At 58.4% G+C, this 26,760-nt stretch carries 28 protein-coding genes and 3 pseudogenes; 18 read left to right on the top strand and 13 right to left on the bottom strand.

Annotated features, from left to right (window positions below; genetic code table 11):
* Positions 1-128: 128 nt before the first annotated feature.
* Positions 129-578, bottom strand: a complete 450-nt coding sequence (locus J3R84_RS33480) for a MerR family transcriptional regulator (RefSeq protein WP_057218587.1) — start codon at positions 576-578, stop codon at positions 129-131.
* Between the two features lie 78 nt (positions 579-656).
* Here J3R84_RS33480 and J3R84_RS33475 point away from each other — a divergent pair, with 78 nt between their 5' ends.
* Entirely contained in the window at positions 657-1,700 is a 1,044-nt protein-coding gene (locus J3R84_RS33475; protein ID WP_057218588.1) for an SDR family oxidoreductase, read from the top strand.
* A gap of 343 nt (positions 1,701-2,043) precedes the next feature.
* Here J3R84_RS33475 and J3R84_RS33470 read toward each other — a convergent pair whose 3' ends face one another.
* The 4 genes from J3R84_RS33470 to J3R84_RS33455 all read right to left on the bottom strand — a co-directional run bounded on the left by J3R84_RS33470 (position 2,044) and on the right by J3R84_RS33455 (position 3,689).
* Positions 2,044-2,325 carry a hypothetical protein gene (locus J3R84_RS33470; protein WP_057218589.1) on the bottom strand — a complete coding sequence of 94 codons (282 nt, stop codon included), beginning with the start codon at positions 2,323-2,325 and terminating at the stop codon, positions 2,044-2,046.
* A gap of 8 nt (positions 2,326-2,333) precedes the next feature.
* On the bottom strand, positions 2,334-2,633 hold the full coding sequence (locus tag J3R84_RS33465; protein ID WP_057218591.1) for a DUF982 domain-containing protein: 300 nt from the start codon (positions 2,631-2,633) through the stop codon (positions 2,334-2,336).
* 66 nt (positions 2,634-2,699) lie between these two features.
* The gene (locus J3R84_RS33460; protein ID WP_057218592.1) at positions 2,700-3,176 is read right to left on the bottom strand and encodes an Hsp20 family protein; all 477 of its coding nucleotides are present in this window, start codon (positions 3,174-3,176) and stop codon (positions 2,700-2,702) included.
* A gap of 240 nt (positions 3,177-3,416) precedes the next feature.
* On the bottom strand, positions 3,417-3,689 hold the full coding sequence (locus J3R84_RS33455) for an usg protein (RefSeq protein WP_203528439.1): 273 nt from the start codon (positions 3,687-3,689) through the stop codon (positions 3,417-3,419).
* Positions 3,690-3,964: 275 nt separating this feature from the next.
* Here J3R84_RS33455 and groES point away from each other — a divergent pair, with 275 nt between their 5' ends.
* Positions 3,965-4,279 (top strand): co-chaperone GroES, encoded by a 315-nt coding sequence (gene groES / locus J3R84_RS33450; protein WP_057218594.1) that lies wholly within the window; start codon positions 3,965-3,967, stop codon positions 4,277-4,279.
* A gap of 41 nt (positions 4,280-4,320) precedes the next feature.
* Positions 4,321-5,949 carry a chaperonin GroEL gene (gene groL, locus J3R84_RS33445; RefSeq protein WP_203528437.1) on the top strand — a complete coding sequence of 543 codons (1,629 nt, stop codon included), beginning with the start codon at positions 4,321-4,323 and terminating at the stop codon, positions 5,947-5,949.
* A 443-nt stretch (positions 5,950-6,392) separates the two neighbouring features.
* Here groL and J3R84_RS33440 read toward each other — a convergent pair.
* Together J3R84_RS33440 and J3R84_RS33435 are read right to left on the bottom strand one after the other, a co-directional pair.
* Positions 6,393-6,566, bottom strand: a pseudogene (locus tag J3R84_RS33440) (glutathione-dependent formaldehyde dehydrogenase); the annotation flags it as partial.
* A 320-nt stretch (positions 6,567-6,886) separates the two neighbouring features.
* Positions 6,887-7,642 (bottom strand): SDR family oxidoreductase, encoded by a 756-nt coding sequence (locus tag J3R84_RS33435; protein WP_057221669.1) that lies wholly within the window; start codon positions 7,640-7,642, stop codon positions 6,887-6,889.
* A gap of 888 nt (positions 7,643-8,530) precedes the next feature.
* On the opposite strand from J3R84_RS33435, the gene J3R84_RS33430 reads away from it, so the two are divergent.
* The 3 genes from J3R84_RS33430 to J3R84_RS33420 all read left to right on the top strand — a co-directional run bounded on the left by J3R84_RS33430 (position 8,531) and on the right by J3R84_RS33420 (position 11,694).
* Positions 8,531-9,358 (top strand): transporter substrate-binding domain-containing protein, encoded by an 828-nt coding sequence (locus J3R84_RS33430; protein WP_057221667.1) that lies wholly within the window; start codon positions 8,531-8,533, stop codon positions 9,356-9,358.
* Between the two features lie 61 nt (positions 9,359-9,419).
* Positions 9,420-10,700: an NAD(P)/FAD-dependent oxidoreductase gene (locus J3R84_RS33425; RefSeq protein WP_203528435.1), complete on the top strand. Its 1,281-nt coding sequence runs from the start codon at positions 9,420-9,422 to the stop codon at positions 10,698-10,700.
* Between the two features lie 22 nt (positions 10,701-10,722).
* Positions 10,723-11,694 carry an amino acid ABC transporter permease gene (locus J3R84_RS33420; protein ID WP_057209309.1) on the top strand — a complete coding sequence of 324 codons (972 nt, stop codon included), beginning with the start codon at positions 10,723-10,725 and terminating at the stop codon, positions 11,692-11,694.
* Positions 11,695-11,960: 266 nt separating this feature from the next.
* On the opposite strand, the gene J3R84_RS33415 is transcribed toward J3R84_RS33420, so the two are convergent.
* The gene (locus J3R84_RS33415; protein WP_057218694.1) at positions 11,961-12,773 is read right to left on the bottom strand and encodes a PfkB family carbohydrate kinase; all 813 of its coding nucleotides are present in this window, start codon (positions 12,771-12,773) and stop codon (positions 11,961-11,963) included.
* A gap of 82 nt (positions 12,774-12,855) precedes the next feature.
* Complete coding sequence (locus tag J3R84_RS33410) at positions 12,856-13,869, bottom strand: SIS domain-containing protein (protein WP_057223544.1); 1,014 nt, start codon at positions 13,867-13,869, stop codon at positions 12,856-12,858.
* A gap of 208 nt (positions 13,870-14,077) precedes the next feature.
* Here J3R84_RS33410 and J3R84_RS33405 point away from each other — a divergent pair, with 208 nt between their 5' ends.
* From J3R84_RS33405 to J3R84_RS33390, 4 genes and pseudogenes are all read left to right on the top strand, one after another.
* Positions 14,078-14,809, top strand: coding sequence for a GntR family transcriptional regulator (locus J3R84_RS33405; protein WP_057218601.1), 732 nt, complete (start codon positions 14,078-14,080; stop codon positions 14,807-14,809).
* Between the two features lie 43 nt (positions 14,810-14,852).
* Positions 14,853-15,073, top strand: a pseudogene (locus tag J3R84_RS33400) (GSU2403 family nucleotidyltransferase fold protein); the annotation flags it as partial.
* Between the two features lie 101 nt (positions 15,074-15,174).
* Positions 15,175-15,432: a CopG family ribbon-helix-helix protein gene (locus J3R84_RS33395; RefSeq protein WP_057223693.1), complete on the top strand. Its 258-nt coding sequence runs from the start codon at positions 15,175-15,177 to the stop codon at positions 15,430-15,432.
* Positions 15,432-15,701 (top strand): type II toxin-antitoxin system RelE/ParE family toxin, encoded by a 270-nt coding sequence (locus J3R84_RS33390; protein ID WP_203528433.1) that lies wholly within the window; start codon positions 15,432-15,434, stop codon positions 15,699-15,701. The genes J3R84_RS33395 and J3R84_RS33390 overlap by 1 nt, the downstream gene beginning before the upstream one ends.
* A 51-nt stretch (positions 15,702-15,752) precedes the next feature.
* On the opposite strand, the gene J3R84_RS33385 is transcribed toward J3R84_RS33390, so the two are convergent.
* Positions 15,753-15,980: a hypothetical protein gene (locus J3R84_RS33385; protein WP_203528431.1), complete on the bottom strand. Its 228-nt coding sequence runs from the start codon at positions 15,978-15,980 to the stop codon at positions 15,753-15,755.
* A 248-nt stretch (positions 15,981-16,228) separates the two neighbouring features.
* On the opposite strand from J3R84_RS33385, the gene J3R84_RS33380 reads away from it, so the two are divergent.
* Positions 16,229-18,058 (top strand): ABC transporter ATP-binding protein/permease, encoded by a 1,830-nt coding sequence (locus J3R84_RS33380; RefSeq protein ID WP_171520786.1) that lies wholly within the window; start codon positions 16,229-16,231, stop codon positions 18,056-18,058.
* A gap of 194 nt (positions 18,059-18,252) precedes the next feature.
* Entirely contained in the window at positions 18,253-18,552 is a 300-nt protein-coding gene (locus J3R84_RS33375) for a hypothetical protein (protein ID WP_057221662.1), read from the top strand.
* A 275-nt stretch (positions 18,553-18,827) separates the two neighbouring features.
* Here the strand turns inward: J3R84_RS33375 and J3R84_RS33370 are convergent, their stop codons facing one another.
* Positions 18,828-19,472: a TetR/AcrR family transcriptional regulator gene (locus J3R84_RS33370; protein WP_057221661.1), complete on the bottom strand. Its 645-nt coding sequence runs from the start codon at positions 19,470-19,472 to the stop codon at positions 18,828-18,830.
* An 88-nt stretch (positions 19,473-19,560) separates the two neighbouring features.
* Here J3R84_RS33370 and J3R84_RS33365 point away from each other — a divergent pair, with 88 nt between their 5' ends.
* Positions 19,561-20,244, top strand: coding sequence for a DAPG hydrolase family protein (locus J3R84_RS33365; protein WP_057221660.1), 684 nt, complete (start codon positions 19,561-19,563; stop codon positions 20,242-20,244).
* A gap of 247 nt (positions 20,245-20,491) precedes the next feature.
* Positions 20,492-20,653, top strand: a pseudogene (locus J3R84_RS33360) (Hsp20/alpha crystallin family protein); the annotation flags it as partial.
* 199 nt (positions 20,654-20,852) lie between these two features.
* Here J3R84_RS33360 and J3R84_RS33355 read toward each other — a convergent pair.
* On the bottom strand, positions 20,853-21,671 hold the full coding sequence (locus tag J3R84_RS33355) for a class I SAM-dependent methyltransferase (protein ID WP_171520784.1): 819 nt from the start codon (positions 21,669-21,671) through the stop codon (positions 20,853-20,855).
* Positions 21,672-21,779: 108 nt separating this feature from the next.
* On the opposite strand from J3R84_RS33355, the gene J3R84_RS33350 reads away from it, so the two are divergent.
* From J3R84_RS33350 to J3R84_RS33335, 4 genes are all read left to right on the top strand, one after another.
* On the top strand, positions 21,780-22,910 hold the full coding sequence (locus J3R84_RS33350) for an ABC transporter substrate-binding protein (protein ID WP_203528429.1): 1,131 nt from the start codon (positions 21,780-21,782) through the stop codon (positions 22,908-22,910).
* Between the two features lie 3 nt (positions 22,911-22,913).
* Entirely contained in the window at positions 22,914-23,978 is a 1,065-nt protein-coding gene (locus tag J3R84_RS33345) for a FecCD family ABC transporter permease (RefSeq protein WP_057218611.1), read from the top strand.
* A complete protein-coding gene (locus J3R84_RS33340) occupies positions 23,972-24,724 on the top strand; it encodes an ABC transporter ATP-binding protein (RefSeq protein WP_171520782.1) in 753 nt (250 codons plus the stop codon). Before J3R84_RS33345 ends, J3R84_RS33340 begins: the two co-directional genes overlap by 7 nt.
* A gap of 1,056 nt (positions 24,725-25,780) precedes the next feature.
* Positions 25,781-26,113 (top strand): YciI family protein, encoded by a 333-nt coding sequence (locus J3R84_RS33335; RefSeq protein ID WP_203528427.1) that lies wholly within the window; start codon positions 25,781-25,783, stop codon positions 26,111-26,113.
* A 281-nt stretch (positions 26,114-26,394) separates the two neighbouring features.
* Here J3R84_RS33335 and J3R84_RS33330 read toward each other — a convergent pair whose 3' ends face one another.
* Positions 26,395-26,646 (bottom strand): hypothetical protein, encoded by a 252-nt coding sequence (locus J3R84_RS33330; protein WP_063978403.1) that lies wholly within the window; start codon positions 26,644-26,646, stop codon positions 26,395-26,397.
* Positions 26,647-26,760 lie beyond the last annotated feature (114 nt).

Below are 26,760 nucleotides of genomic sequence, written 5' to 3'. Positions count from 1 at the left end.
CGTGTTTCCAAATTAGATTTCGGAGGCTGCAACAGCAGGAAAGAAGGGCGGTATATCCGCAATCGCTCACCGAAAAAAGGCCCGTGGAAATGCGCTGCCCTGAGTTGGGGTAGCCAACCTGTCCGGAATCAATCCGCGTCTGAAGAAGTGCATCTGAAGCCGGAAACCGGGCGCTGGATTAGGCAAAGCGTGTCATCGGTAAATCGGGGTTCATCGCCCGGCTTGCCGCATACGACCCAGTCGCGCTTCGCCCGCAGGTAATTGGTCAGCTCGGCCAATTGGGTTGCCTTCTGCTCAAGCTTGACGAGCTGGATGTTCATGATCTCGATTTCCCGCGCCGGCGATAAACCCTCGCGTTGGAGTTCCGTAGCAATCTCCGCGATCTCCTTGAGTGGCAGACCCAGTGATTGTGCGAAACGGATCATCCGAACCGTCGAGGCGTCCCGGTCGGTGAAGATCTGATAGGGATTGCGACCACCTTTGGCACCGAGTTGCGGCGTGAGCAGACCTTTGCGGACATAAAATCGGACAGTGTCCTGGCTCAACCCTGTCCGCTGGGCGAATTCTCCGATCAGCATATTTCACCCCTCAAGCTCTTGACCATGGACCTTAGTCCAGCCTTATACGAGGTGTTCCCTCAAATATGGAACACTTTCATGCTGAACTATCCCAATAATGATTCCCATGCGCCCACTGCCTTCGTGACGGGCGCAACCGGCCTCCTTGGCAACAATCTGGTCCGCGAACTAATCGCCGACGGCTGGAGCGTGCGAGCGCTGGTTCGCTCGCCCGAAAAAGCAACATTGCAGTTTGCCGGGCTGGATTTGGAGATCATCACCGGCGACATGCTCGACGTGCGGGGTTTCGCTGACGCGCTTAAGGGCGTGGACGTGGTTTTCCACACAGCGGCCTATTTCCGCGACTCTTACAAGGGCGGGAGTCATTGGGACGCGCTCTACGCGGCCAATGTCGCGGGAACCCGTGGCTTGCTCGATCACGCTTATCGAGCCGGCGTCCGGCGCTTCGTCCATACCAGCTCGGTCGCTGTACTGCGTGGTGCGAAGGGACAGACCATAGACGAGTCCATGTTGCGGGATGAGCGGGATGCCGATGATTATTATCGCAGCAAGATCCTGGCGGACCGCGTGGTGCTCGATTTTCTCGACAAACATCCCGATTTCTGGGCGGCCATGGTGCTACCGGGTTGGATGCACGGGCCGGGGGATATCGGGCCGACCTCGGCTGGCCAGACGGTGCTGGACGTGGCGCTCGAGCGCTTGCCCGGTGTTCCACCCGGCTCCTTCTCGGTGGTCGATGCGCGCGATGTGGCGCGGGCGATGATCCTGGCTAACCGCCGGGGGCAACGGGGCGAACGTTACCTTGCCGCCGGACAGCATATGACCATGACCGATTTGTTACCCTTGATCGCACAAGCCACCACGGCAAAGGCACCGACGCGCCGCATTCCGCTCATTTTGCTTTACCTGATCGGCGCTGGCAATGAACTCTACGCTCGGATAACTGGCAAGCCGGTCCTCTTGAGTTGGGCCATGGCGAAAACGGTGGCAGCGGAGAATGATCGCTCTCGCTATGATTGTGCGAAGAGCACACGAGAATTGGGTCTGGAGTTCCGGCCGGTGATCGAGACCCTGCGTGATGAAGTGGCTTGGTTCCGTACGCACGGCTTCCTGCCTAGCTGAAACGTTCGGTGAGAAGGCCCTCATGCGAGTCCATCGGCAAGATGGTGCCGAGGTGCAATAGCAATGCGCCGATCATTTACGCTCGCAGCCAATGGTGGTCCCGATCTACTCGAGGACCCACCCCACGCTGGCGGGCGTCACCTCTCATGTGATGGGGCATCAAAGTCGGGGACGTTTCTTCGACCGCCACCGCGTGCTCAGGTTTCGGGTTGGCCAGCACCCGACGGCACCATGGTGGCGAGGAGCGACTGCGTTTCGGCTATTCTCGGCTGTTCATCCATGTTTCTTCGACGGAGCTGAGAGCCCTTCCTCGTCGCTACTGGCTCCCCTCCTGGAAATGCGGTCAGGTTTGGTAACGACAATCGAGTTCTGCCAAAGCGCGCTGAACCTCGTCAATAAGGACCGGTTCAGGTGTTCCTGGAATTTGACGCAGGGCCGGTTGTGAGTCTATCGCGTAATAGTCCGAAGCCCAGGCAGCGAGGATCGCGCGCTTGTCATCGACAGAAAGTGCGGGTGCCATCACAACGTCGATTGGCCGTTGAAACGCCAGACCTTGCAAGGCCAGAACTGTTGGTCCTTTCGTCATCGCATCGTTGACCGCGTTTTCCAAAGTCTTGTGGATCATTGGGCCACTCAACGCACGTGCGGATCTCTATCGCGCGGCAGGCGAAACGCAACGATGGATTTGGTGTCCGGCGTCAGCACATCGTGTTTCTCTGCAAAGGCCGCGAACAAGCCACGCGCGGTCTCTGCTTCTATCTCGCCGCGAAGCGCGGCTCCACATGCCCTTAACGCAATAGAATGTGCCGTGTCTCTGAGTGACGTCGGACACTCGGAGAGATAGCGGTAGGCCTCGAGGACGCTGCGAACCTCTGCGGGAAAACCGAGGCCAACAAGAATGGATACGGGCTCTTTGAACATATCGGGTTTCATCGTCTCTCTCCTTCCTGACCCGAAGTGTCATAGGGCGCCGACGCATCGGCGCCCCCTCACAGCTTCTCAAGCAGCCTTGTCCGCTTTGATTTGTGCCGGAGCGGTTGATGGCGCCAGAGATGGTTCGCTCTGGATGGAGATTTTCCTCGGCTTCAGTGCTTCTGGGATTTCTCGAACGAGATCGATGGACAGAAGACCGTTCTTCAGATCCGCGCCAGTCACCTTGACATGGTCGGCAAGCTCAAACCGGTGTTCAAACGGGCGGCCGGCAATGCCACGATGCAGATAGCCGTCCGTGGAAGGTTCCTGCCTCTTGCCGGTCACGGTCAGCAGGTTGGACTGAAAGGTCAAGTCAAGATCGTCCTGCGCGAAGCCGGCCACTGCGATCGAAATCCGGTAGCTGTCCTCGCCGGTCTTGACGATGTCATAGGGCGGCCAGTCGCTGATCGAGCGGCCGCGCTGCGCGTCTTCCAAAAGATTGAAGATCCGATCGAAGCCGATGCTCGAGCGGAACAGCGGTGCGTAGTCGTAAGATGTTGCCATAGCCATATCCTCCTTGAGCAACATGGGTACGGAAGCGCCGAAAGACGGGGCTTCCAGCAAAGCCAGCCCTGATCGCAGCGGCTGGCGACAATTGATCTGGTTTTCGCGAATTTCGGATTCAAGAGCGATGGCTGGGAAAATTTTCGGCCTTCAGACCAGCGGTAAATCTCTGGTTTCCCGATCAAGCTCATCGATCCTCGAGAGCACATGGGCCAGGGAGTAACTAATTCCGTTGAAGCCTCAATACAATCTGAACTCGCCGTCGACGCGCCGCCATTCATTAGGCCCGATCAGACGCTGATACGAATAGCGGACAGAGTGCAGCGGACCTTCAAGATTGGGCTGCCAGAAGTCGAGGGACCTATGCAATTGCGGGAAATCGGGAGCCAAATCGTAGTCCTGCCAGACATAGGCCTGCAGGACGGATTCGAAATCGGGAATGCGATAGAGGATATGCGCAGTGGTGAGACCATAACCGTTAAGCTGGCAATCGAGATCTGATGAGAATTGCATGCTTCACCTCCGTCCATTTGACTTTGTAAGGCGGTGCCTTTGCGCCTATAGCAAAAAAGCGAAACGCGGCGCGAAGGTTTGTTGTTCCTTTCCAGTGCCTTAGCAGCCACAGAGCTCGAGTGCTATTTTTTTGCGTCTTCCTCTTGAAATCGAAAATTCGGCAAACCAGATCATTTCGCGCAAGACGCTCGATTGAGGTTTTGTACCTGACCGGACTGGTCATCCAGGCCGACTGGGGGAACACCAACATCATTGTTTGTCCATTGGAGGAAAACATGTCGTTCCGACCGCTTCATGATCGCATTCTCGTCCGCCGGGTCGATTCCGAGGAGAAAACCAAGGGCGGCATCATCATTCCCGACACCGCCAAGGAAAAGCCGCAAGAAGGCGAGGTCATCGCCGTCGGCTCAGGCGCGCGCAACGAGGCGGGCCAGATCCAGGCGCTGGATGTCCAGGCGGGTGATCGCATCTTGTTCGGCAAATGGTCCGGCACCGAGATCAAGATCAACGGCGAGGATCTGCTGATTATGAAGGAAAGCGATGTCTTGGGCGTCATCGAGCCACAGGCCGAGCAGATTAAGGCCGCCTGATCCACGTCAGTCAACAAAGCTGCCTATTGAAGGAGTGAAAAATGGCCGCGAAAGAAGTCAAATTCAACACCGATGCCCGTGACCGTATGCTGCGCGGGGTCGATTTGCTTGCTAATGCCGTGAAGGTGACACTGGGACCGAAGGGTCGCAATGTCGTGATCGACAAATCCTTCGGCGCCCCCCGCATTACCAAGGATGGTGTTACGGTCGCCAAGGAGATCGAGCTTGAGGACAAGTTCGAGAACATGGGCGCCCAGATGCTGCGCGAAGTGGCATCCAAGACGAATGATCTCGCTGGGGACGGTACGACGACCGCGACCGTCCTTGCCCAGGCGATCGTGAAGGAAGGCGCGAAGGCCGTGGCCTCGGGGATGAACCCGATGGACCTAAAGCGCGGTGTCGACGTGGCCGTCGACGCGGTCGTCAAAGAACTGAAGACCAACGCCCGCAAGATTTCTAACAACTCCGAAATCGCTCAGGTGGGCACCATTTCAGCCAACGGCGACGAGGAAATCGGCCGGTACCTCGCTGAGGCAATGGAAAAGGTCGGGAACGAGGGCGTCATCACCGTCGAGGAAGCCAAGACAGCGGAAACCGAGCTTGAAGTCGTCGAAGGCATGCAGTTCGACCGTGGCTATCTCAGCCCATATTTCGTTACCAATGCCGACAAGATGCGCGTTGAGTTCGAGGACCCCTATATCCTCATCCATGAGAAGAAGCTCTCGAACCTGCAGTCGATGCTTCCGGTTCTCGAAGCTGTCGTTCAGGGCGGGAAACCGCTCCTGATCATTGCTGAGGACGTCGAAGGCGAAGCTCTTGCCACGCTTGTCGTGAACAAACTGCGTGGCGGGCTCAAGATCGCTGCCGTCAAGGCACCCGGTTTCGGCGATCGCCGCAAGGCCATGCTGGAAGACATCGCCATCCTCACCGGCGGCACGGTCATCTCCGAAGACGTCGGCATCAAGCTCGAGAACGTCACTCTCGAAATGCTCGGACGCGCCAAGAAGGTGGCGATCGAAAAAGAGAATACCACCATTATCGATGGTGTCGGTTCGAAGGCGGAAATTGACGGTCGCGTGGCCCAGATCCGGGCGCAAATTGAGGAGACCACCTCCGATTACGATCGGGAAAAACTGCAGGAACGCCTTGCCAAGCTTGCCGGCGGCGTCGCTGTCATCCGCGTTGGCGGCTCCACCGAAGTTGAGGTGAAGGAAAAGAAGGATCGGGTCGACGACGCTCTGCACGCGACGCGGGCTGCGGTTGAGGAAGGTATCCTGCCCGGTGGCGGCGTCGCGCTGCTGCGCGCGGTGAAGGCGCTCGATAGCCTGCAGACAGCCAACCGGGACCAGAGGGTCGGCGTCGACATCGTTCGCCGCGCAATTGAGGCCCCCGTCCGCCAAATTGCAGAGAACGCCGGTGCGGAAGGCTCTGTGATCGTTGGCAAGCTGCTCGAAAAGAGCGAGTTCTCCTATGGCTGGAATGCTCAGACCGGTGAATATGGCGACCTTTACTCCCAAGGGGTCATTGATCCGGCGAAGGTCGTCCGGACCGCGCTTCAAGACGCAGCATCTGTCGCGGGTCTGCTGGTGACGACGGAAGCCATGATCGCTGAAAAACCGAAGAAGGAACCCGCCCCGGCCGTGCCTGCTGGTCCTGGGATGGAATTCTAATTCTTAAGGCCCGCCCCGACCGGCGGGCCCTGTCCAGAGTGTGCCACGCCCCAGGCGGTTCTTACCATCAAAGCAGAGGTGCGTTCGTGTGCGAGCGCACCTCATGGATGACAACAGGACACCCGAGTCTGGATCTGGGACTCCAGCCGAGGCGATTTAGACCGCCGAGTGTTGACGATCACCGCCGGCGTTGGGTCCGAGCGTTTCGTCCGCGTCCGATAACATGCCAGCATCTCGGCAGGCATCAATGAACGCTTCTCGCGTTATCGGGACTGGCGTTATTCGGCTTAGAGCACGTCGGCGCGTTTGAACCGCTCGATTGTGTTTTCTCCCCGTAACCTTACTGTTCCTCGGGACAGGACGATCGACGATCACGGTCGAGGTGGCTTTAGCGCAGGCTTTCTTGCGCGTTCTGCCAAGTGCGACCGCCATGGTCTTTGGCTTTAGGGCTTAAGGACCACCTTGATGCAGCCGTCCTGCTTGTCGCGGAAAGTCTTGTGGAGGTCAGGTCCCTTTTCCAAGGACGCTCGGTGGGTGATGATGAAGGAGGGATCGATCTCACCCTTTACGATGCGCTCCATCAACAGCGGCAGGAACCCTCCATAAATCCCCACGATGCCTGGCGCTACATGCCAAGGGGGCGCCGGCCGCCGAAAACCGGGCGCTCGAGATCAAATTGGTTGGATATAGCCTTATAGTGCTTGTCCAGCCAGGCCGGGTGCGCAATCTGAGGCGCGATGGACGGCTGTACACATCCATTCAGGAAAGAACGCGTTGTGCTGCAAGCCAGCCTTTGCCACTGAAACCACCTGTACCGCGATGACCAGTGGCGGGGAGCTCCGCCCCGCTCTGCCAAATTCATGCGTGAGCTGCTACAAACGCGCTAGCTGGATCAAGCTAGCGAAAAAGCCGAGATTGTCGCGCCCGGGCGTCGGCCTCACAACGAGGCTGTAATACCGCCGTCGACGTAGAGGACGTGGCCGTTGACAAAGGAGGAAGCGTCCGAAGACAAAAAGATGCAGGCGCCGACGAGTTCCTCGACCTTGCCCCAGCGACCGGCCGGCGTGCGCTTTTCCAGCCAGGCGGAAAACGTCGGATCCGCGACGAGTGCGGCGTTCAGCGGCGTGTCGAAATAGCCCGGTGCGATCGCGTTGCATTGCAGACCGTACTTCGCCCAGTCGGCCGTCATGCCCTTGGTCAGGTTACCGACCGCGCCCTTGGTGGCCGTATAGGGTGCAATGCCAGGGCGAGCGAGCGCTGTCTGCACGCTGGCGATGTTGATGATCTTGCCGGAACCGCGCTTTATCATGTGGCGGGCAACCGCCTGACCGACGTTGAAGACCGTCGAAACATTTGTCTTCAGGAGCCGCTCGAATGCATCGGCCGGAAAATCCTCCAGCGGCATGCGGTGCTGCATTCCGGCATTGTTGACTAGGATGTCGATTGCGCCGACCTGCGCCTCGAAGGTGTCAATGGCCATCCGCACTGCATCATGATCCGTGGCGTCGAAGGCTAGTGTATGCCTTGCCCCGAGGCTTTCGGCGGCAGCCTTCAGCTTTTCCTCGTCGCGTCCATTGAGAATGATCTCGGCGCCTGCCGCTGCCAGCCCGTTTGCCAGCGCATGGCCGATGCCCTGCGAGGAGCCCGTAATGAGGGCGCGTTTGCCTGACAGGTCGAAGAGTTGGATGCTCATGGTTCCTCCCAAATCGTTTGGTCGCTTCGCATATCCGCTAAAATCGACCTGCGCCTTCCTCGCCCTTTTCCGAGCCAATATTGAAAGCCTTGAGCGCATCCGACAGTGGCAGAGTATGGGTGATTAGCGGTTTGACGTCGATCAGGCCACTCTGCATCAGCTTTACAGCAACGGCGCGCGCCTAGATGCGCGGAAACGGCACGGCCGAGCTTCGGCAGCCATTTCGGTCGCGCCCGTCCTTGGTATCCCACGAGATCGCCTCTAACGGTGGCGCTTGCTCACTTGGCATTCCACAGGCCCAATCGAGCTCGCTTGATAGTCACGCTTGTGCACGCTCTGGCAAAGCAGGGTTTGAGACGCGGCGCGCAGGTTTCGCTCTGCATGGGCCTTGGATCACGACGCGGATCACTTCTTGGCGGAAAAGCCGGCGCAAGGCCAATGCCAAGACACCGATCAGAACGGATAATGATCGAAGGCTTACCGCAGCGAGAGATCAGAGATGAATTGCCGGTTCAAGTGAGCGCCATCCTGGCCTCGTCGTGATGTCGCACCTCCCGTTCGGCCTCACCAGGTGTTTGACGAGCGCATCCAGGATGCGACGAAATTGGAGATTGATTTCCTTGATCTTGGATCTCCTCGGAGACCGCGCTTTCGCGTTCGTCGGCCCCAAATGGCAAAAGCGACCGTCACGGCCAAAGCTGTGGGACGATTTCGAATGCTGCTTCTTTAGGTTGCCACTCATCACGAAAAGATATGATTCCATCTGAACCTTTCATGATTTCGTCTGCTCGACGGCCTTGACTCGGGAATATAAGCACTGACACATTCGGTTGTCAGACATCTTACATAACAGGGGATCATGGCTGACGGATCGAATAGGAGGATCATGTGAGGAAGCTCTTTGTACGATTGGCCGTAGGCGCCGCATTTATCGCCGCGGCCGCGTCTGCCCATGCCGGGCAGACGCTCGACCGCGTTATGGAAAAAAAGGCGATGGTCGTCGCCACCAACAGCGGCTGGCCGCCCCAGAGTTATCTGGACGACAGCAACGAGATGGTCGGCTTCGATATCGACGTCTCCCGGGAAATCGCCAAGCGCCTCGGCGTCGAAGTTAGCTTCGAGACACCGGACTGGGCGACGCTGACCGGCGGCCGCTGGCAAGGACGCTACGATCTCGGCGTCGGTTCTGTAACGCCGACCAAAGCGCGCGCACAGGTCATCGATTTCGTCGGCATCTACTACTACAGCCCCTATGTCTATGTCGTGCACAAGGACAGTGAGGCGAAGTCCGTTGCCGACCTCAACGGCAAAGTCATCGGCGTCGAGACCGCGACGACGTCGGAAGACTTCATCAACCGCCGACTGGAAATCGACGCGCCTGGCCTGCCGCCGATCGAATACAAACTGGAGCCGGGCGAAGTGCGAACCTTTGCCGATTCCATGCTGCCGTTCGACGATCTTCGCCTTGGCAGCGGCGTGCGCCTCGACGCAGTCATCGCGCCTGAGCAGACGGCCCTCAATGCCATCAAGAATGGCTATCCGCTCCGCAGCCTGGAAGGTGAATATGCCTTCCGCGAGCCGCTCGTCGTAATCGCCGAAAAAGTCGATCCGGAGTGGACGGCAAAGGTCGGCAGCATCATTGAGGAGATGAAGAAGGACGGCACTCTCAGCACGTTGACCACCAAGTGGTACGGCAAGGACTACAGCACGGACTGACGACATGGCGGCGTGGGTCGATCTGTCTCACGCCGCACCAAGCATCTGGGAGCCGGACAGCATGACCTATCCTGATACCTACTATAAACGCACCATGGTAGATCTGACAGCGCGTCCTTCGCTGTCAAGCTCGCACGATTGCGACGTCGTGATCGTCGGCGGCGGCCTCGCGGGGCTGTCGACGGCCCTGCAACTGGCGCGAGCCGGCAAAAGTGTTACGGTTCTGGAAGCCGAAAGCGTTGGTTACGGCGCATCCGGCCGAAACGGCGGCTTCGTCAGCCCGGGCTATGCAACCGACGGCGACGAAATCGCGCGTATCGCTGGCGAAGAAGCAGCCCGTGGCCTCCATCTGCTGTCGATCGAAGGCATGGAGTTCATCCGCGAAAACATCCGCGACCTATCGATCGATGACGCTCAACCGCAACCCGGCCTGATGAGCGTGCTGCGCTACGACAATGCTGCAAGCCTCAAGACCTATGCGGAAAACACCAGCCGGCGCTACGGCTACGAACTCGAATTCATGGATCGCGAAGCGGTCCGCGCGGCCCTCAAGTCAGACCGGTATTTCCAGGCATTGCGCAACGACAATGCGTTCCACATGCACCCGCTGAACTATCTGCGCGCCATCGCCCGCGAGATCGAACGCCTTGGCGGCCGCATCTGCGAAATGTCCGCGGTACAATCCGTGGACCTTGCAGGCGCCCAGAAGCGGGTGAAAACGGCAGGTGGACACGTGACCGCCCGCGATGTCGTCTTCACGACAGGTGGTTACACCGGATCGCTCAATGGAAAATTGAAGCGCTCCTTCCTGCCGATCGCAACCTACGTCATGGTCAGCGAGGATGCACCGGATCTTATCGCCTCGGCGATCGCAACGAAGGATGCCATCGGCGACAATCGGCGCGCGGGCGACTACTACCGCGTGATCGATGGCGGCCGGCGCCTCTTGTGGGGCGGTCGCATCACCACCCGTGCAGCCTCGAGCGACGCGCTCGTGCGCGAACTGCGCGCCGAAATGGTCGGCACCTATCCGCAACTCGCCGGGTTGAAGACCGAAATTGCCTGGTCCGGCCTGATGTCCTACGCCCGCCATTTGATGCCCCAGATCGGGCGCATGAGCCCCGGCGTGTGGTATTGCACTGCCTTCGGCGGGCACGGCCTCAACACGACGGCGATCGGCGGCAAGGTCATCGCCGAAGGCATTCTCGGTGAGACCGAACGCTACAAGCTCTATGAACCGTTCGGCCTCGTCTGGGCGGGCGGGCTTGCCGGGCTTGCCGTCGCCCAGCTCACTTATTGGAAGCTCCAGGCACAGGATTGGTGGCGCGAGCGCGCCGCCTGAGAAGACGGGAAAGGTCTAAACCATGATCGGTCGATTGATACTAATCTATCCCGAGGCCTCGCGCCGTGCCGGAGCGCTGCTGATCCTCACCCTGGTGGTCCTTGCGCTCTATATGCTCGGTGTCAGCTCCGCCTGGATCGGCCATGTCTTGCCCGCCACGGCCGGTTGGCTTGGCGAAAACCCCACCATGGGACGGCTGGCTTCGTCTCTCCTGATCGCGCTCATCGTTGCCGCCAACTGGAAGGCATTGCGTCAGCTGTCACGGCGCCAGCAGGTGGTCGGCGTCTGGCTTGAGCTTTTCGTTCTTCTGATGCTCTTCTTCTACTCGTTCGATCTGTCCTTCGCGTTCATCGCCAAGAAGATCGGCTTTCTCATTTCACAGGGCGTGGTGACGACGCTCTACATTTCCGCGATCTCCATCGTGATCGCGACGGTCATCGCGTTGGCGGGCGCAATCGCCAAGTTGTCCAGCAACGGTGTCATCTACGGCCTCGCCACCTTCTACACCTCGCTGTTTCGCGGCCTGCCGCTGCTGATGCAGATCTACATCATCTATCTCGGCCTGCCACAGGTCGGCTATGTGATCGGCGCGGTGCCTGCCGGCATCCTGGCGCTTTCGCTGTGCTACGGCGCCTACATGACGGAAATTTTCCGCGCCGGCATCCAGAGCATTTCACGCGGCCAAACGGAAGGCGCCACCGCGCTCGGGCTCAGCCCCAACCAGACCCTGGCGCTCGTAATCCTGCCGCAGGCGATGCGTGTCATCATTCCTCCGACCGGAAACCAGTTCATCGCCATGCTGAAGGACTCCTCACTCGTCTCCGTCGTCGGCGTCTGGGAAATCATGTATCTCGCCCGCACCCAGGGCCAGACGGAGTTCCGTCACATCGAGATGCTGATCACCGCTTCGATGATCTATTGGATCCTTTCGATCGGCCTGGAATACGCCCAGTCTCGCATCGAGGAACGTTTCGGCCGCTTCAATGCCCGTTGATGCGCCCGCCCACGACCCGCGGCGGCGCATCCATCGTGCCGCCGAACAGCCGTGGACCTTCTTGTTGTTGCCCTCGCGATCTTCTCCGCCCACTGGTGCCATTTTGAAGGTCATGGCATGGGGGGTTGCCGGCGCCTAAGGCGACCTTTCTTGTAACCGCGGCCGCCCTCGTGGCACTGTAGATCCAGTCTTTCGCAACCGGCCGAAGGCTGCGGCTGTTACCGCGACAGCCTGGGCTCGCCGTCTGACATGCATCGCCCGCCCCGTCAGAGCGGCTGCGGCACCTGCGGAAAACCGCCAACATGCATGCAGGTCATTGCGGCCCGATCGCGCCCGGCCGCAAGGCAATCAGGCAGCGGCAGACTTGCAATACGGGCTGCGAGAAAGCCGGCAATGAAGCTGTCGCCGGCACCGGTCGTGTCGACCACCTCGACCGGCCGGATGCCGATCGAAACAGTTTGTCTTCCATCGCTGACCAGGGCTCCCTTGCTGCCTCGGGTAACGACAGCGAGCGGCACGCCGCATTCCAGCAGGCGGCGCAGCAAGTCTTTGGCCGTTGCGTCGTCGTCGCCGGCGGAACCAAAGGCGATCGTCAGACCTTCGATTCCCAGATTGACCGGATCGGCATTGACGGATACATCCTGGGACACACTGACACCGGCATCGGCGAGCGTGCGACGCAGAACGCCTTCATCGTCCATCCAGCCGAGATGCACGTGATCCATGGTCTTGAGGACGGCAATTTCGTCCGCGTCCGGCTTGTAGCCGGCGCAGACGCCGAAATCCTCGAAAGTGAAGACACGCTCCCCGGAGGGAAGCACGTCTATCTCCGTGTAGGCGGTGATGCCGAAACGTTCCTGCATGTGGGTTACGTCGACACCGTTTTCAGCCAGGAGATGCCGCGTTCGCTGTCCGGCCGGATCCGAACCGACTGCGCCGAAATAGTGCGAGCCGTGGCCGAGCCGGGCGAGCTGTACCGCAACGTTAACAGCGTTGCCGCCAACCAGCGATTGCGAAAGCGGAGGCTGGAACCGGTCTATGCAATTGTCGCCGACGGCGGCGAAGCGGAGGGTTTTCATGCGTATCTCGGGATAGGACGCGGAAGCCGCGAACGCGATGATGCGCGTTCGCAGCTCCGGATTATAGCGTCAAGCAGCTATATCAGTAGGCGACGCGCTTGTAGTAGCGCCTTGTCGTGAGAGGATGATTGCGCAGGACTTCAAGATGGGCGCTGATGCGCTCCAGCACAGTCGCCATCAGCACCGGCGACACCAGCGCCCGCACATCGGCCGAAACGCCGGGCAGTTCGAACTCGGCAGTGTCGAGAACGGTAAGCTTGTCGGTGTAGCCCGGCGCAAAGTTCTGGACGCGTTCGGCAAGCGGGCGTGCCGCATCCTCGCCCTTGAAGAGAATGACACTGACGCCCTTTTCGACGAGTTCGAGCGTGCCATGGAAAAAATCGGACGCGTGCACGGGACGGGTGCGGATCCACTGCATCTCCTCGAGGATACACATACCGTAATAGAACGCTTCCGGCCAGACGTTCCCGGCGCCGGTAATGATGTGGTAGTCCGAGGCGGCGAGGACTTTGGCAAAGGCCTCTGCCTTGGGCTCATAGGCTCGCTTCACCTCCAGTAGCAGCGCCGGCATGCGGGAGAGCTGGCTGACGATCTCGGCGTGGTTTTCGATCTCGTCACGATGGTTCAGGATCGCGAGCGCAATGAACAGCGACTGCAGATAGAAAGATTCGCAGGACGTGTCGTCCTCGGCAAAGTTGACGAAGACGTGGTCCCCGCCCTTGCCGAGCGGTGTCTCCTGATGGCCGACCAGGGTAATAACGGTCGCGCCGATTTCCTTCAGCCTGGAGAGAAGGGCTACACTTTCCTTCGTCGTCCCGGAAAGCGACGGCATGACGACAATCGACTTGTCCGTCAGCTGCGCCGAGCCTGCGAGCACCAGTTCCGCCGGCATGTCTATGAAGGTGGGAAAGCGCGAGCGCCGTTGCAGCAACTGAGCTGCGGGCTGCATCAGTATCGCCGCGCCGCCGGTGCCGAGGAAGAAAATGTTCTCTGCGCCCGCCGAAAGACTGGATACGATCACGGTTTCCAGGCGGCTCTGCAGTGCGATTGCCCCGGATTGGATACGCAGAAATCTCTGTTCGTCAAAATTCAGCATGGTTCTGTTCTCGGTGTCTACTTGAGATAGTTGTAAGACAACTGACATCATCAGGAATATCTGTCAAGACGGCTTTTCCGCGATCTACGGAAACGCCACGTGAACCGAGGCGGACGCGCTGCCCAAAGCGGGGCCTTCGTACACTTGACCGGCAAGGATTTGTCAGACAAGAACGATTGAACGATTAACAACGACATGAGGCGTTTAAGTGCAGGAGCCCCTTCGCGACTCGCGCACCCTGGCCATTCAGCTTCGCGACCGGATTGCCGATCTCATCCGGTTGGAGGGGCTGAAACCCGGGGACAAGCTGCCCACAGAAGCGCAGCTCACGCAGCGTTTCAAAATTTCCCGCCCGGCGCTTCGCGAAGCACTGAAGCTGCTCGAACAGGACGACGTCATCTATGTCGAGCACGGTCGCGGCCGTTTCGTTTCGGCGCTCGCGGCCGTGCAGGTCGATCGCCCGATCACGGTCTTCGAGAGCGTCACCGACATGGCGCACCATTACGGTTATACGACCGTCAACAAGGTGCTGTCGATTTCCGAGGAAACACCCGACGCGCGCGTCGCTGATAGCTTGCATCTCCCACCCACCGGTCGCGTGATCCGCATTGAGCGCATCCGTTTGCATGAGGACGAGCCGATCCTCTACTGTATCGACTACGTTCCGCGCAGCATTATCCCGGCGAAGCTCTACGACCTCGACTGGAGCGGATCGCTGATGGACCTGCTCGAGGAATGCGGCAGCCGCCCGCGTATGTCCGCCGCAAGCGTATCCTCCGTCATGCTTCCCGATGACGTCGTCGCGCGCCATGACCTCAGGGATTTCGGGCCAGCCCTGCTCATCACCGAAACCTGCTTCAACGCAGCCGGCATCCCGGTGAACTACGCGATTGACTATCATCGCGGCAGCCATTTCTCCTTTAGCCTGATGCGCAAGTAGGCGCTTTCCGAGAAGGCGTGCCGGACTCGATGTGGGGCCGTGCGTCGGCGTCCGGGGGCCCGCGACGGCAATGCAGACTGGCGATGCCGACCTGGCTATGGATTTTGCGATCTCACAGGAAGTCGATGACAGTCTGCCTCCGATCTTGGGTGTCCTGGAAGCTGTCGATCCCTCGTTTCGGGCCGTCCCCCATCAGGCCGACAAGGCGCGCGTGTGACCGCATTCGTCAACCGGACCAATTTCCTGACGGGAAACCCGGCGTCGCCGGCTGCCATTAGCGTTAAGATCATCGCACACGAAAACTCTGCAAGAAGGATCGCTTGAACCTTTACGAACAGAGTGGTTCAAATATATTCAAAGTGAACTTGAAAGGTCCGCTCACGGCAGCATTCACAATCCGCGTCCCGGACGAAGTTGCCGACCGTCTAAACCAACTTGCCCAAAAACACGACCGTTCCCGCTCCTACATGGCCGCACAGGCTATTGAAGATTTCGTATCATTCGAAGAGTGGCAGGTTGCGGAAATGGAAGCTGGTATTGCCGAGGCGGACCGAGGTGAATTCGCGAGTGACGACGACGTGGCACGCGTGATCGGCAAATACGTCAAGGCGGCTTCTCGGTAATGAAGCAGAGGCGCATCCGCTGGACCGTGTGGGCGTTGCAGCGGCTTGACGAAATCGGTGCGTACATCGAACATGACGATCCAAATGCTGCTGCACGGGTCGTTGCCCGTCTCGTAGCGTCTGTCGATATGCTAGCAGAGCTGCCGGCAGCTGGACGCATCGGTCGCATCGCAGGCACGCGCGAAATTGTATTATCCGATATTCCTTACATAATCCCTTATCGGGTTCGACAGGACATTGAAATCATTACTATGATGCAGAAGCCGTAAGCGCGCGCATTCATTTCAACGGCCTTCCATTTCCGCGCGTCGCTGTTTGTCCTATCCTTGCGGAGCGAGGCTCGTTCTGATGCCGGCCTCGGCAAAGCGGGTCAACTGCATCTGAGTAGCGTCGTCGGTATAAAGGACGTGAACGGCACGGCCGCTTGCAGTGAGCTTTTTGGCCTGCTCGAAAGCCTCTTCAAAACTGACAGGAAGCGCATCGGTGGGGCTGGAGGCGTCGTGCTGTTCCAGGACGTAAAATGTCGAGCTTCTAATATCTCGTGTCATCGGTATTCTCCTTTTAGGCACCAACAGCTCGCGAGCACGATAGTTCCCGACGTCGGTCGTCAAACCCGGCCAGCAGCAGCGGAACCGGCCCGCCTCTCGACTACCGAATTGACAAAGTCTGATCGGCGCCCCAATTCATCAAGATGAGTTTGAGCGAGGTGGTGCGGAGCAACGCACAACGAGCAACAGCACTGGTCAAATGGCCCCTCCGCGGAAAACGCCGACGCCGGAGCAGCCCTGTTTCCTCAATGCGCAGCTTCTGGGGCCTATTGCTGGCTTATTGGCTATCTGAACGGTGGCGCGAGGCCTGGGGCTTAACGTTCCTCATCCTTCTACTCACCGGTTTGTCGGCTCAAGCGAGCGTCTGGTTCGCTTTGACGTCCGGCGAGCTCGTCAATCGGATTGCCAACTTCCACCATCCAACCGTGCCCACCACACCTTCGTCGCTGCTGACTACCGCGGCGACCCTCGCCGCGATCGCGATCACTAGGGATGCGGGATTTACTGCGGTCCGTCACTTCTTTTCGACCACGCTCCATCGGAAATGGCGCCAATGGCTTGACGCACGCTTTAACCAGGCCCTGCTCGATTCCAACCATACCCATTTTCATCTTCAGCAAAACGGGTTCGGGGCGACGACGGGCCAGGACACTTCAACGCCCGACAACATCGATCAGAGGGTACAGGAAGCCATAAAGGGCATGACGGGTGGCGCCATCGGCCTTGGCGTGGGAATCGCCGGCGTTGTGCTATCGCTGGGATTTGTCGGGACAAAACTGATCGAAACCTCGAGCCCCGTCAGGGGAATTGAGTTTCTGGGTAGCTACGGTACCGCCTGTCTGACATTGCTGGCCATCGCGATCTACGTGCCACTCAATACATTTGTCGCAGCCAAGCTCGGCAGTGTGATGCAAGGCCTATCCGTGGGCATTCAGTCCGCAGAGGGGAGTTATCGTGGCGAACTGAACCAATTGTTGCACCGTAGTTTTCATGTTGCAGTTATCAAGGGCGAACCGGCCCAGAGAGCCATCAACGGGCGCCGATATCGCGAGATTGACCAAACTTGGGCGAGCCTTAATCGCGTGACCGCCGGTTACATGGGCTTCGAGCTGGTGCATAACTTCCTAGGATCGCGTATCGTCGCCTATGCGCCCGGACTGATCCCCTATGTCGACAAAACGATCAGCTTGCAGGATTACGTCACCGGCGCCGAGCTGGCGACAGCGCTCATCAACGAATGTTCCTGGTTCATCCATGCGATGCCCGATATTGCGACGTTAAAGGCCGACGCACGCAGAATCACCGAACTTGCGCAAGCGGTCGAAGCGGTTCAGCAGCCGCAGGATTATTATGCTCGCAGCGGTCCCTCAGTTTTCGAATACAAGACCCAGGATGCTGCGCTCGGTTTGACCATCGAGCGGATTGAGCTCCTGCACACGGGTGATGACGAGCCATTCTTGGCCGCTGACCAGCTGCGCTTCGTTCCCGGAGAATGGATTTTAGTCGTGGGAGAATCCGGAAGTGGCAAAACCTCGCTTATCAAGGCGATAAATGGTCTCTGGGCGCACGGCCGCGGCACGATCACGACGCCAGAGACCGGAAAGAGCCTCTATGCCGCACAGGACGTGAAGCTTCAGAGTATTTGCCTGAAGGATCTCATTTGTTTGCCGGACCGGGCTGACGCGCACACCGACGCCTCTGTAGTGGCGGCCTTGGAAGGCGCCGGCCTCGGAGAGTTCGGGGAGGAGCTTTTGAGCGATGGACGCGATGGGCAGAACTGGGACAAACTCCTGTCGGGGGGCGAAAAACAAAAACTCGTCCTTGCGAAAATTCTTCTGCTAAGGCCGGATCTGCTATTCCTTGACGAGGCGACGAGCGCACTTGATGGCCAGGCGGCGCAGTCGTTTCACCAATCGATCAAGGACCATTGTCCAGAGGCGATCGTAGTCGCCGTGATGCACGATACCTCGTCCATCCAGTCAGAAGAAGGAGCGGACTTCTTCGATAGCGTGCTCGCCATCAACGACGGCGTTGCGGAAAGGATAACAATAAATGCCTGGCGTGACGGACAGGGATAGGATCGACACCTTAATGCAGCCACCGGTGGAGCCCTTTGCCGGCACCAGTTTTATATCTTCGAAGAAGCCCCCGGTACGCCCTCGGTTCACACGAGGATTCTAGCCAATGACGGACGGAACAAATTCCGGCGTAGGCAGTTCGATTTTCGAAAGTCGCTGCGCAGACCTTCACCCGCAAAGTTGAAAGATTACCGATGGCACGAAGGATCACAGCCGACAAAGCCCATAAGATGAATCTGATGCTCAGCCACGCCATCACCGCTATACGCGTCAATGAGCAGCTGATCTGTCGCCTCCTTCAGTGGGCTGCGGCGCACAGCCAGGATCCTCATGCCTTCATCGAAAGTGCATTGGAAGCAGCCAGGAGCGACATACGCCGTTCGGCCGACGATGGCAGCACAAACTCGGCGATCGCAACGGGCGAAGCGCTTGAGTATCTTGATGATCTCGCCAACGAGATGAAGCCGCGCCTTTCCAAGTCTAACAGCCAGTAAAGGACAGGATCAGCCTACGGCGCGGCGATTGGGGTTTGATGAGCACCGTTAGGTGCACGAGGCGTCGGGCCGCCGAGTGTCGACTAGGCTACGCGGGTTAGAACTGCGGATTCGCTTGGCACACTACCAAACTGGCCGCATAGCGCTGACCAGTTCCTAAAACGACAGCTATCGGTCTATATCGAGCGGTTGCGGCCGTGGAGCCTTAAACCATCTGGGTCAGCGCAATGCTTGCCTTGACACCGCCTCGGCGTCCGCGACGCGCCACGAGGTCGCTATGGTGCAGTGCCCAACTCTTTGAATAATATAGGTGCGTAAAAATCCACGTATTCTCCAACCCGTGCCGTTACCTCCTCGTCGGTATCGTTCCATGGTGTTTCTAGGCCGATAGCGGCCCTGCGCAAGGGCTCAGCAACAAGAGCAGCAAGGATCATCCGGGCAGATCGGTTGACATCAAATGATGGGACATCGGCTTGGTACTCGCGCAGCCAGTTTGCCACGGCCTGCACTCCTCGCTCGACCCCGTTTCGATTATAAATTTCTGCGAGCCGTTCTCGACCCTCCTTGTCAGCACAGATGAGACGGAAAAGGGCTACAGCTTCCTTGGATAGGGCGATCCGGTAAATCCTGCTCAATAGCGCCCGCAGGCTCCCCGGATCAGGACGCGCCTCGCCCGGCCGGGGATCTCCACTGGTTTGGAGTTGCTCAGTCCAGGACGCTACGATTTTCCCGACTAGTTCCTCACGATTGGTCGCCATAGCGTAAACAGTCTTTTTGGCAACTCCTGCGCTACGCGATACCGCATCGATGCTGAACTTGGCAAATCCCTGGTCAAACAGAAGCTGGGTTGAGGCTTGGAGAATACTGCGTTCCACCTCAAGCCGATTACGGGCCGGACGCCCTCTCGCTCGCTTTGCCAAATCTTGATCTCCTTGACCAACGTCGTACGAACGGTATACCGACTATATTTAGGAAACGACACCCGTTTCCTAAATATAGGAGATTGGAATGCAACATGATTTGGAAGCCGCAATCCCTGTCGCACTGCTGCACGCCGACCCAATTAGACTGGAAATGGGGATCGAGCGCTTCGCCTCCGGCACCCTCACGGTCGCCTGCAGAACGGTAATGCCAGGGTGCAATGGAGCGATGCTGGAATGGTGGTTCAAGTATTTTGAAACCGACGAACACCTTCGCTGGTGGCACCCGATTGATCACAAGCGCCATTTCGGCTGGGACGAGCTTTGGAAAAAAGGTGAGAACTATATTGGCGCGACGATCAGGGCGACGGAGTCGTTAGGAGAGGTTCCTCCTGTCAAAGCAACCATCAAATTCCTAAGCCCAGCCGCATACTTCAGTGCCACGGACATCGATCCCGCAAAGCGGGTGGGCGGCGTCTCCGCACTAATCTACGCCGGAATTGGCTTTGGCGATAATGTTGAGATTGACGAGCATGGAATTCCATTAAGCGGCCGGATGATGCACGTCGCACGGGACACGCCCGACGGCCTCGTTCTGCGAAGCAGATTCGTTCTTGGTCTCGATAGCGACAAGGGCGGCCACGCCGTCCCGGACGAAATCGGACTGGGCCTGATGCGCCATTGCCATTCGGAGTTTTCATTCCTCGCGAAGGCACTCCCGTCTGTGTTTTACGGTGATCCAGCAAACCCCAGACCAGCTGACAACTGGTAGGTTGCTCGACTAGGAATAACGCAAGATAGCCGAGCGTCCAAACACCAGGAACGCTCGGCCTTCTGAGATGCCTAGTCGGTGATTGTGTTTTTGAGCACTCCTAGCCTTGTCGACTTCGACAACCTCGCAGGGTTTCTCCCAAAGCGCCGGATTACACTTGGCCGACCGTTGGTGCCACTTGCTGTCACCTGTCGTTAGGAGCGTAAAGCTGTAGCTATATTCGATTTGCCGATGTGGGTGCCCGCTGTCGGATGCCGCTTATGGACGCTTCGAGCGCCGAATCCCGCTCGGCGTCGACGTCAAGGAAGATCAGGTCGACGCTAGCTTTAAGAACGGCGTGCTGAGCGTAACCTTGCCAAAGACCGATAAGGCGCAGTCGCAGGTCAAGCGCATCGCAATCAAGAGCTGAGCGAATATACGCGCGCGGCAACGCCGCTTGGCGGTTGCCGCGCATACTTCGCCGCGTGCGCGGGCTCGGGATTTCCGGCCTTCGAACGGTAGGTGGACCATCTTTTTTGAATTCTGTGCACCCACTCTCGATGCGGAAGCCGTGCCCTCCACATCTACTCAAGCTCGGCGGCGATCGATGCGTGCTGAGCAGATGACATCTAGAGGTCCCTTAATGGTTTACGGGCGACGATCGCGTATCGGTGTTGCAATCCGCGAGAAAGCCCTTTCAGGTAACTTAAGTGCTTCGATTGGGCACGATGGATTGCCTTCAGATCAGTATCGACGGTTACGTTCGCAAACCCGGAATTCTGGATCAGGGCAGCAACATCCGCAGCGCGCGCGCCTTCTGAGAAATGCACCTGCGACAGGATGCGGTTGTGAATTTCGGCCATGCCCGCCGGCGCGGGGACCTGGTCCGCTTTCGTCAATCCCAACTGCTGGAGCAATTCTGCTGCTGTCTTCACGACACGCTCCGCCATACTGAGGTTGACGAAGTCACCATCAACGACAAGCAAGGTTCCGCCGGGCTTCAAGACCCTCAACCATTCCGCAAATGCCTGCCTCGGATCGACGAGTGTCCAAACGAGATGACGTGTTACCACGACATCATAGCTTTCATCCGGCTCCATGGTGTTTTCAGCATCGGCGATGCGAAACTCAATCGCTCGTCCACGCGTCTTCGCCTTTGCCCGGGCCCGTTCCAGCATCGGCTCTGCCCAATCAAGGCCTGTGACCTTGTAACCTAAATCGTCCATGAGATGCGATATGACCCCAGTGCCGCACGCCAGATCCAATGCGTGACGTCCTTCTCCTCGAGCGAGGTGCCTGATGATCAAATTGTGCCAGGCCTGGCGTTCCTCTTCTGAAAAGATCTCATGTCCGGGCGATTGATCGAAAGTCGCCGCACGCGCCGACCAATAGGTTTTAATCTCGTCCCGCAGCCCAAAATTGTGGCCCGCAGCCGCTCCTGTGTTCATCCTGCTCGATCCTGATTGCATGAGATTAAAATGGTTCTAATAGATATAACTTGACTGTTAAAGTCATAAAATAATACAGGCATCGCAGTTTCCACGGAGTGAAATTCGATGCGCATTAAAGCCAAAGCAGCCGCACTTGCAATGGGTCTACTTGCCACCGCTACCTGGCCGGCTTTCGCCGACAAGATTACCATCAAGGACGTGACCGGACGCGACGTCGAAGTTGAAGCTCCGGTCAAGAACATGATTCTCGGCGAAGGCCGGCAGATCTATTTCCTTGCTGCGCTCGACAGGCAAGCTCCGTTCGAACACGTTGTAGGCTGGCGCGACGACCTGCCGAAAGCCGACCCTGAATCCTACGAAGCCTATCTGGCAAAATACCCAGAAATCGCCAAGCTGCCGACGTTTGGCGGCATGAAGGACGGGACCTTCGACATCGAACAAGCCGTCGCGCTTAAGCCCGACGTGATCCTCATGAACGTCGACGCCAAGACTGCCACGGAAGAAGCTGGTTACATCGAAAAGCTCGGCAAGGTCGGCATCCCACTGGTCTATGTCGACTTCCGTGAAAAGCCGATGGAAAACACCGAGCCGAGCATGCGCATCATGGGCAAGCTGATGGGCAAGGAAACAATCGCCGAAGACTTCATCAAGTTCCGCGCCGACAGCATCGAGCGGGTCACGGGCGTGCTGGCGAAGGCCGACGCGAAGAAACCGCTGGTGTTCGTCGAGCGTGCCGGTGGATATTCCGATGATTGCTGCATGTCGTTTGGCAACGAGAATTTCGGCAAGATGGTCGAGATCGCCGGTGGCATCAACATCGCAAAGGACATCATCCCCGGCACCTTCGGTACGGTCAATCCGGAGCAGGTGATTGCCTCCAATCCGGACCAGATCATCATTACCGGCGGCAACTGGGACAAGTATGTTCCAGGGGGTGCCTGGGTCGGTGTCGGCTACGGTGCCGATCTGAAGGAAGCCCATCGCAAGCTTGAAGCGCTGACCCAACGTCCAGCCTTTACCGGCGTCAAGGCTGTCGCGGACGGCAATGTCCACGCCATCTGGCATCAGTTCTATAACAATCCGTATCAGTTCGTTGCAATCCAGGAGATCGCCAAGTGGCTGCATCCGGAACTGTTTGCCGACCTTGACCCCGAAGCGACATTCAAGGAACTGCACGCGCGCTTCCTGCCGCTCGATTACAAGCCGGGATACTTCGTCTCGCTCAAGGATGAATGATCCATGGCCATCGAGGCTGCGACCACCGAGTCAACGGGACGCGATCTATACCGCGCCCTCGCTTTTCGCCGCATTGCCATCTTGAGCTTGCTTGTCATTGCATTGTGCTTCAGCATATCGCTCGACATGGCGCTCGGGCCGGCAAATTACCCACTTTCGGACGTCCTGTCGGCAATGCTCGACCCGGCCGCCGTCGCGCAACAGCTGCGCGTCATCGTTTGGGATATCCGCATGCCGATTGCATTGATGGCAGTAACGGTAGGCGCCTCCCTATCGGTTGCGGGCGCCCAAATGCAGACGATCCTTTCCAATCCGCTTGCCAGCCCTTTCACGCTCGGGATTTCCGCTGCAGCCAGTTTCGGCGCTGCGTTGGCATTGGTCGGTGGCGTCGCGCTGTTTCCGGCAGCGATCCAGTACATGGTTCCACTCAATGCCTTCCTGATGGCGATGGTGGCAGCCCTCTTCATCCATTTCGCCTCGACAATGCGCGGCGTCAGCGTCGAAACGATCGTGCTACTCGGCATTGCGCTTGTCTTCACGTTCAACGCCGCACTTTCCTTGCTGGAATATCTGGCCTCTGAACAGGCGCTTGCAGCGGTGGTGTTCTGGACAATGGGCAGCCTCACCAAGGCGACCTGGCCGAAGGTTTACTTCACTGGGGCCATTCTGGTTGCGATGGTCCCGTTCCTGATGAAGGACGCCTGGGCATTGACGGCGCTTCGTCTCGGCGATGATAAGGCAGCCAGCATGGGCGTGAACGTGCGTCGACTGCGCCTGCAGACGATGATGATCGTCAGCCTGCTTGCTGCCATCCCGGTGTCGTTCGTGGGCACTATTGGCTTTGTCGGCCTGGTCGGACCCCATATCGCCCGCATGCTCGTCGGCGAGGACCAGCGCTTCTTCCTGCCGGGCTCGGTTATTTGCGGCGCGCTGCTGCTCTCGGCGACATCGGTCGTCAGTAAGATGATCATCCCTGGTGCGATTTTGCCGATCGGTGTGATCACCGCCCTCATCGGCGTACCGTTCTTCTTCGTCCTGATCTTCAGCAATCGGAGGCGCGCATGGTAGCGCTCGCACTTGATAATATCGGCGCCATGTATGGCCGCAGTTCTGTCCTTTCCGGCGTCAGTACCGACATTCTGGAAAAAGGCAGTATGACCGCCGTGATTGGCCCGAACGCTGCGGGCAAGTCGACACTTTTCAAACGCATAGCGTCGCTTATTTCCGGGCCAGGTCTCGTCCATCTGTCTGACACCGAGCGCGCGCAAACGAGCATCTGCTACATGCCGCAGGACACCGGCGCAAACGCTGTCTTGACGGTATATGAATCTATTCTCCTATCTGCAAAGCAAGGCAGCGGCTGGCGCGTTCACAATGACGAGCTCGATGAAATCGACAGCATTTTGAAGGCACTACGGATCGACGCGCTCGCGTTTCGCGGCCTCGGCGAACTTTCCGGCGGACAGCGCCAGTTGGTCTCCCTCGCCCAGGCGCTAATCCGCAAGCCCGAAGTGCTGCTGATGGACGAACCGACCTCGGCTCTTGACCTTCACCGCCAGGTTGACGTGCTGAGTTTTGTTTCCAACCTTGCTCGCCGCAAAGGCATGATCGTTCTCATCGCGCTTCACGACCTCAACCATGCCCTGCGTTATTGCGAAAACACCATCGTCATAGCCAATGGAACAATGGTTGCAAGCGGCAAGACCGCAAGCGTCATCACCACTCCGATGTTGCAGGAAATCTACCAGGTCAATGCCCGCATCGAGAATTGCTCGCAGGGCCGTGCATTGGTGATCGTCGACGGCCCGATCTAGTCCGAGCCGCTGGCAAATGGCAGTGACTTTGGCTTCACGGCGCGTGTGATGGTGCATAGGCCTAAGCGATCACCTTGGGGGCGAACGGAAGCCGGGTGAGATCGCACTCACCGGCCTGCTTGGTTGACTTCCGCATGCGACAGGATCGCCTCCGGACCGGGAATTCGTAGAAAGCTGCGGGTGCGCGATTACATCGGGATCTTGCGGGTAACGGGCGTTCGATCGCTCCAGCCATGTAGGCCAGTGAAACGCCGATCGCGCCGGTATTGCGGCCCAGCGTGTGGGCGGCATAGTCAACGTGGGCCGTGTTGCTAGTTCCCTGGCGAAATGAGCGTGCTCGTTGACGGGATCAGAGGTCGATAGGCTTCGACGCTCCCATCCGCGATGATACGCTACATCTTCACCGGCTGGAGCCAATCCAGCGGCGGGCAGTAGGTCATCTTGAAATTACCTTTCGGTGAGCCAGTTGATTGTTCAACTCTGAAGCAAGCGGGAGGCAGCCGTGGATCGCTCCGACAGCTTTCAAATTCAGTGCCCGAGGTGCGGCATGCGCGAGAGACTCACAATCTCGGGCATGGAGACGAGAGAGGTGTTCCAGTGCTTTGTCTGCGGGACCACCCGCAGCTTGCAGAAAGAGGACATTCTGCAGACTTGCCGCGATGCAGCGAGCAAGACGCGGCAAGCGCTTTGAAGGATTTCACAGAATCGGAAATGGCCGCTTCCCATACGGATACAGTTGAAGCTCCGTCTGAGCGTTCAAATTAACAGATCGGCGGACCAGGCTGAAAACGTTGAGAATTCGAAGCCGGGTAAGGTTGACTTTTTTCGCGTCGCCTTTTGCGATCAAAGACTGATCGTCGGCCATCTGCACAAGCTCCGGCGCGTCAGACTCCGGTTGCATTATGCAAGCAGATTTGCGATCCTGCGGGGACGGAGGTGTGATCCATTTGCCCGATTGAAATGGCCGCAGAGGCGTTCCGTGAAGTGGTGTTCCTGCGGGGCATCATGTTCGAGGACGGACCGTCGGTGGTTTCGTGACTGAAAGGAGACGAGACAATGCCCAAGTTAATCACAATCGGATATGGCGATCCGGCCGACTACGACCGCACGCCCAAGTCCGCCAGAGACGCCGCGCACGCCCAGGACGCCAAACTTCGGTCCGACGGCGCTGTGATGGGGATCGCTGGCGAACCGGTGCAGGTTCGCAATCCAGACGCTCACGGCGTGGAAACCCGCGATGGACCGTTCATGTCGTCCGCCTTGCCGATCGCCGGTTTCGCCATCATCGAAGCTGCCGACCTGAGCGAAGCTATCAAAAAGGTTTCGTGCGTGCCCTGTGCGGTTGCGCATGGCGTCGTTGAAGTTTGGCCATTGAAACAGGCAACTTGATCCGAGCCGCAACGTCTTCAGCAGCCACGAGCATCGCCGATGCACTGGCAGGGTCGTTTCGTGCAAACCGCTCGGCCAGATGATGGATTTCGCCCGACCGCACCTCGAGATCACTGTCATTGACCAGGGTGTGGGTTCCACAGTGCTTGCTCACGGCCGTGTACCCCTCGACAGCTTCGACGATACGCTTCATCGCAAGTCGAACCTCGTCCGGCCCCTTCCGCAGGTGCCGCAACTAATCTAGATGTTGGGCCTTTTGGGGCAAGTACGATCGACGATGATCAATGCGGCACGGCATCTGTCCTCTCGGGCAGATCGGAAGCGGTGATCCAAATGTGACCGTCGAATGCCAATTCTCCGCCATCGAGCTTGCGGCTGGCAATCCTCTCAAGCGTCGTAAGCTTGGAACGAATATCGCCAATCGCGCTGTCATTGACCACGCAGACCGCCTGACAGGTGCTGCCATCTCTCATCACGATCAAGGTATGGTGGCTGTTCTCCATAATTCTTCCCGACAGTGTCACGAGCCTCATGCTGTTTTCCTTCCGTAAGAGATTGCGGAAAGCCCCAGGGCTGGAGGTTCCGGATATATGGTTAACGAAAGGTTAACAGGAGCCAGGCCTGGCCGGTCATGGACGGTCAAACCC

It is taken from the genome of Ensifer canadensis, assembly GCF_017488845.2.
GTDB lineage: Bacteria > Pseudomonadota > Alphaproteobacteria > Rhizobiales > Rhizobiaceae > Ensifer > Ensifer canadensis.
The sequence above is the reverse complement of the archived record's forward strand: the minus strand, read 5'-3'. Positions and strand labels throughout refer to the sequence as shown.

Excerpts from the sequence above, each read along its gene's own strand:
- J3R84_RS33335 (WP_203528427.1), top strand. The coding sequence starts at position 25,781 with ATGCCCAAGTTAATCACAATCGGATATGGCGATCCGGCCGACTACGAC.
- J3R84_RS33345 (WP_057218611.1), top strand. The coding sequence starts at position 22,914 with ATGGCCATCGAGGCTGCGACCACCGAGTCAACGGGACGCGATCTATAC.
- J3R84_RS33455 (WP_203528439.1), bottom strand. The coding sequence starts at position 3,689 with ATGCAATTCTCATCAGATCTCGATTGCCAGCTTAACGGTTATGGTCTC.
- J3R84_RS33340 (WP_171520782.1), top strand. The coding sequence starts at position 23,972 with ATGGTAGCGCTCGCACTTGATAATATCGGCGCCATGTATGGCCGCAGT.
- J3R84_RS33435 (WP_057221669.1), bottom strand. The coding sequence starts at position 7,642 with ATGAGCATCCAACTCTTCGACCTGTCAGGCAAACGCGCCCTCATTACG.
- J3R84_RS33350 (WP_203528429.1), top strand. The coding sequence starts at position 21,780 with ATGCGCATTAAAGCCAAAGCAGCCGCACTTGCAATGGGTCTACTTGCC.
- J3R84_RS33410 (WP_057223544.1), bottom strand. The coding sequence starts at position 13,869 with ATGCTGAATTTTGACGAACAGAGATTTCTGCGTATCCAATCCGGGGCA.
- J3R84_RS33465 (WP_057218591.1), bottom strand. The coding sequence starts at position 2,633 with ATGAAACCCGATATGTTCAAAGAGCCCGTATCCATTCTTGTTGGCCTC.
- J3R84_RS33420 (WP_057209309.1), top strand. The coding sequence starts at position 10,723 with ATGATCGGTCGATTGATACTAATCTATCCCGAGGCCTCGCGCCGTGCC.
- groES (WP_057218594.1), top strand. The coding sequence starts at position 3,965 with ATGTCGTTCCGACCGCTTCATGATCGCATTCTCGTCCGCCGGGTCGAT.
- J3R84_RS33330 (WP_063978403.1), bottom strand. The coding sequence starts at position 26,646 with ATGAGGCTCGTGACACTGTCGGGAAGAATTATGGAGAACAGCCACCAT.
- J3R84_RS33475 (WP_057218588.1), top strand. The coding sequence starts at position 657 with ATGCTGAACTATCCCAATAATGATTCCCATGCGCCCACTGCCTTCGTG.
- J3R84_RS33380 (WP_171520786.1), top strand. The coding sequence starts at position 16,229 with ATGCGCAGCTTCTGGGGCCTATTGCTGGCTTATTGGCTATCTGAACGG.
- J3R84_RS33470 (WP_057218589.1), bottom strand. The coding sequence starts at position 2,325 with ATGATCCACAAGACTTTGGAAAACGCGGTCAACGATGCGATGACGAAA.
- J3R84_RS33415 (WP_057218694.1), bottom strand. The coding sequence starts at position 12,773 with ATGAAAACCCTCCGCTTCGCCGCCGTCGGCGACAATTGCATAGACCGG.
- J3R84_RS33355 (WP_171520784.1), bottom strand. The coding sequence starts at position 21,671 with ATGAACACAGGAGCGGCTGCGGGCCACAATTTTGGGCTGCGGGACGAG.
- J3R84_RS33480 (WP_057218587.1), bottom strand. The coding sequence starts at position 578 with ATGCTGATCGGAGAATTCGCCCAGCGGACAGGGTTGAGCCAGGACACT.
- J3R84_RS33385 (WP_203528431.1), bottom strand. The coding sequence starts at position 15,980 with ATGACACGAGATATTAGAAGCTCGACATTTTACGTCCTGGAACAGCAC.
- J3R84_RS33375 (WP_057221662.1), top strand. The coding sequence starts at position 18,253 with ATGGCACGAAGGATCACAGCCGACAAAGCCCATAAGATGAATCTGATG.
- J3R84_RS33460 (WP_057218592.1), bottom strand. The coding sequence starts at position 3,176 with ATGGCAACATCTTACGACTACGCACCGCTGTTCCGCTCGAGCATCGGC.
- groL (WP_203528437.1), top strand. The coding sequence starts at position 4,321 with ATGGCCGCGAAAGAAGTCAAATTCAACACCGATGCCCGTGACCGTATG.
- J3R84_RS33425 (WP_203528435.1), top strand. The coding sequence starts at position 9,420 with ATGACCTATCCTGATACCTACTATAAACGCACCATGGTAGATCTGACA.
- J3R84_RS33365 (WP_057221660.1), top strand. The coding sequence starts at position 19,561 with ATGCAACATGATTTGGAAGCCGCAATCCCTGTCGCACTGCTGCACGCC.
- J3R84_RS33390 (WP_203528433.1), top strand. The coding sequence starts at position 15,432 with ATGAAGCAGAGGCGCATCCGCTGGACCGTGTGGGCGTTGCAGCGGCTT.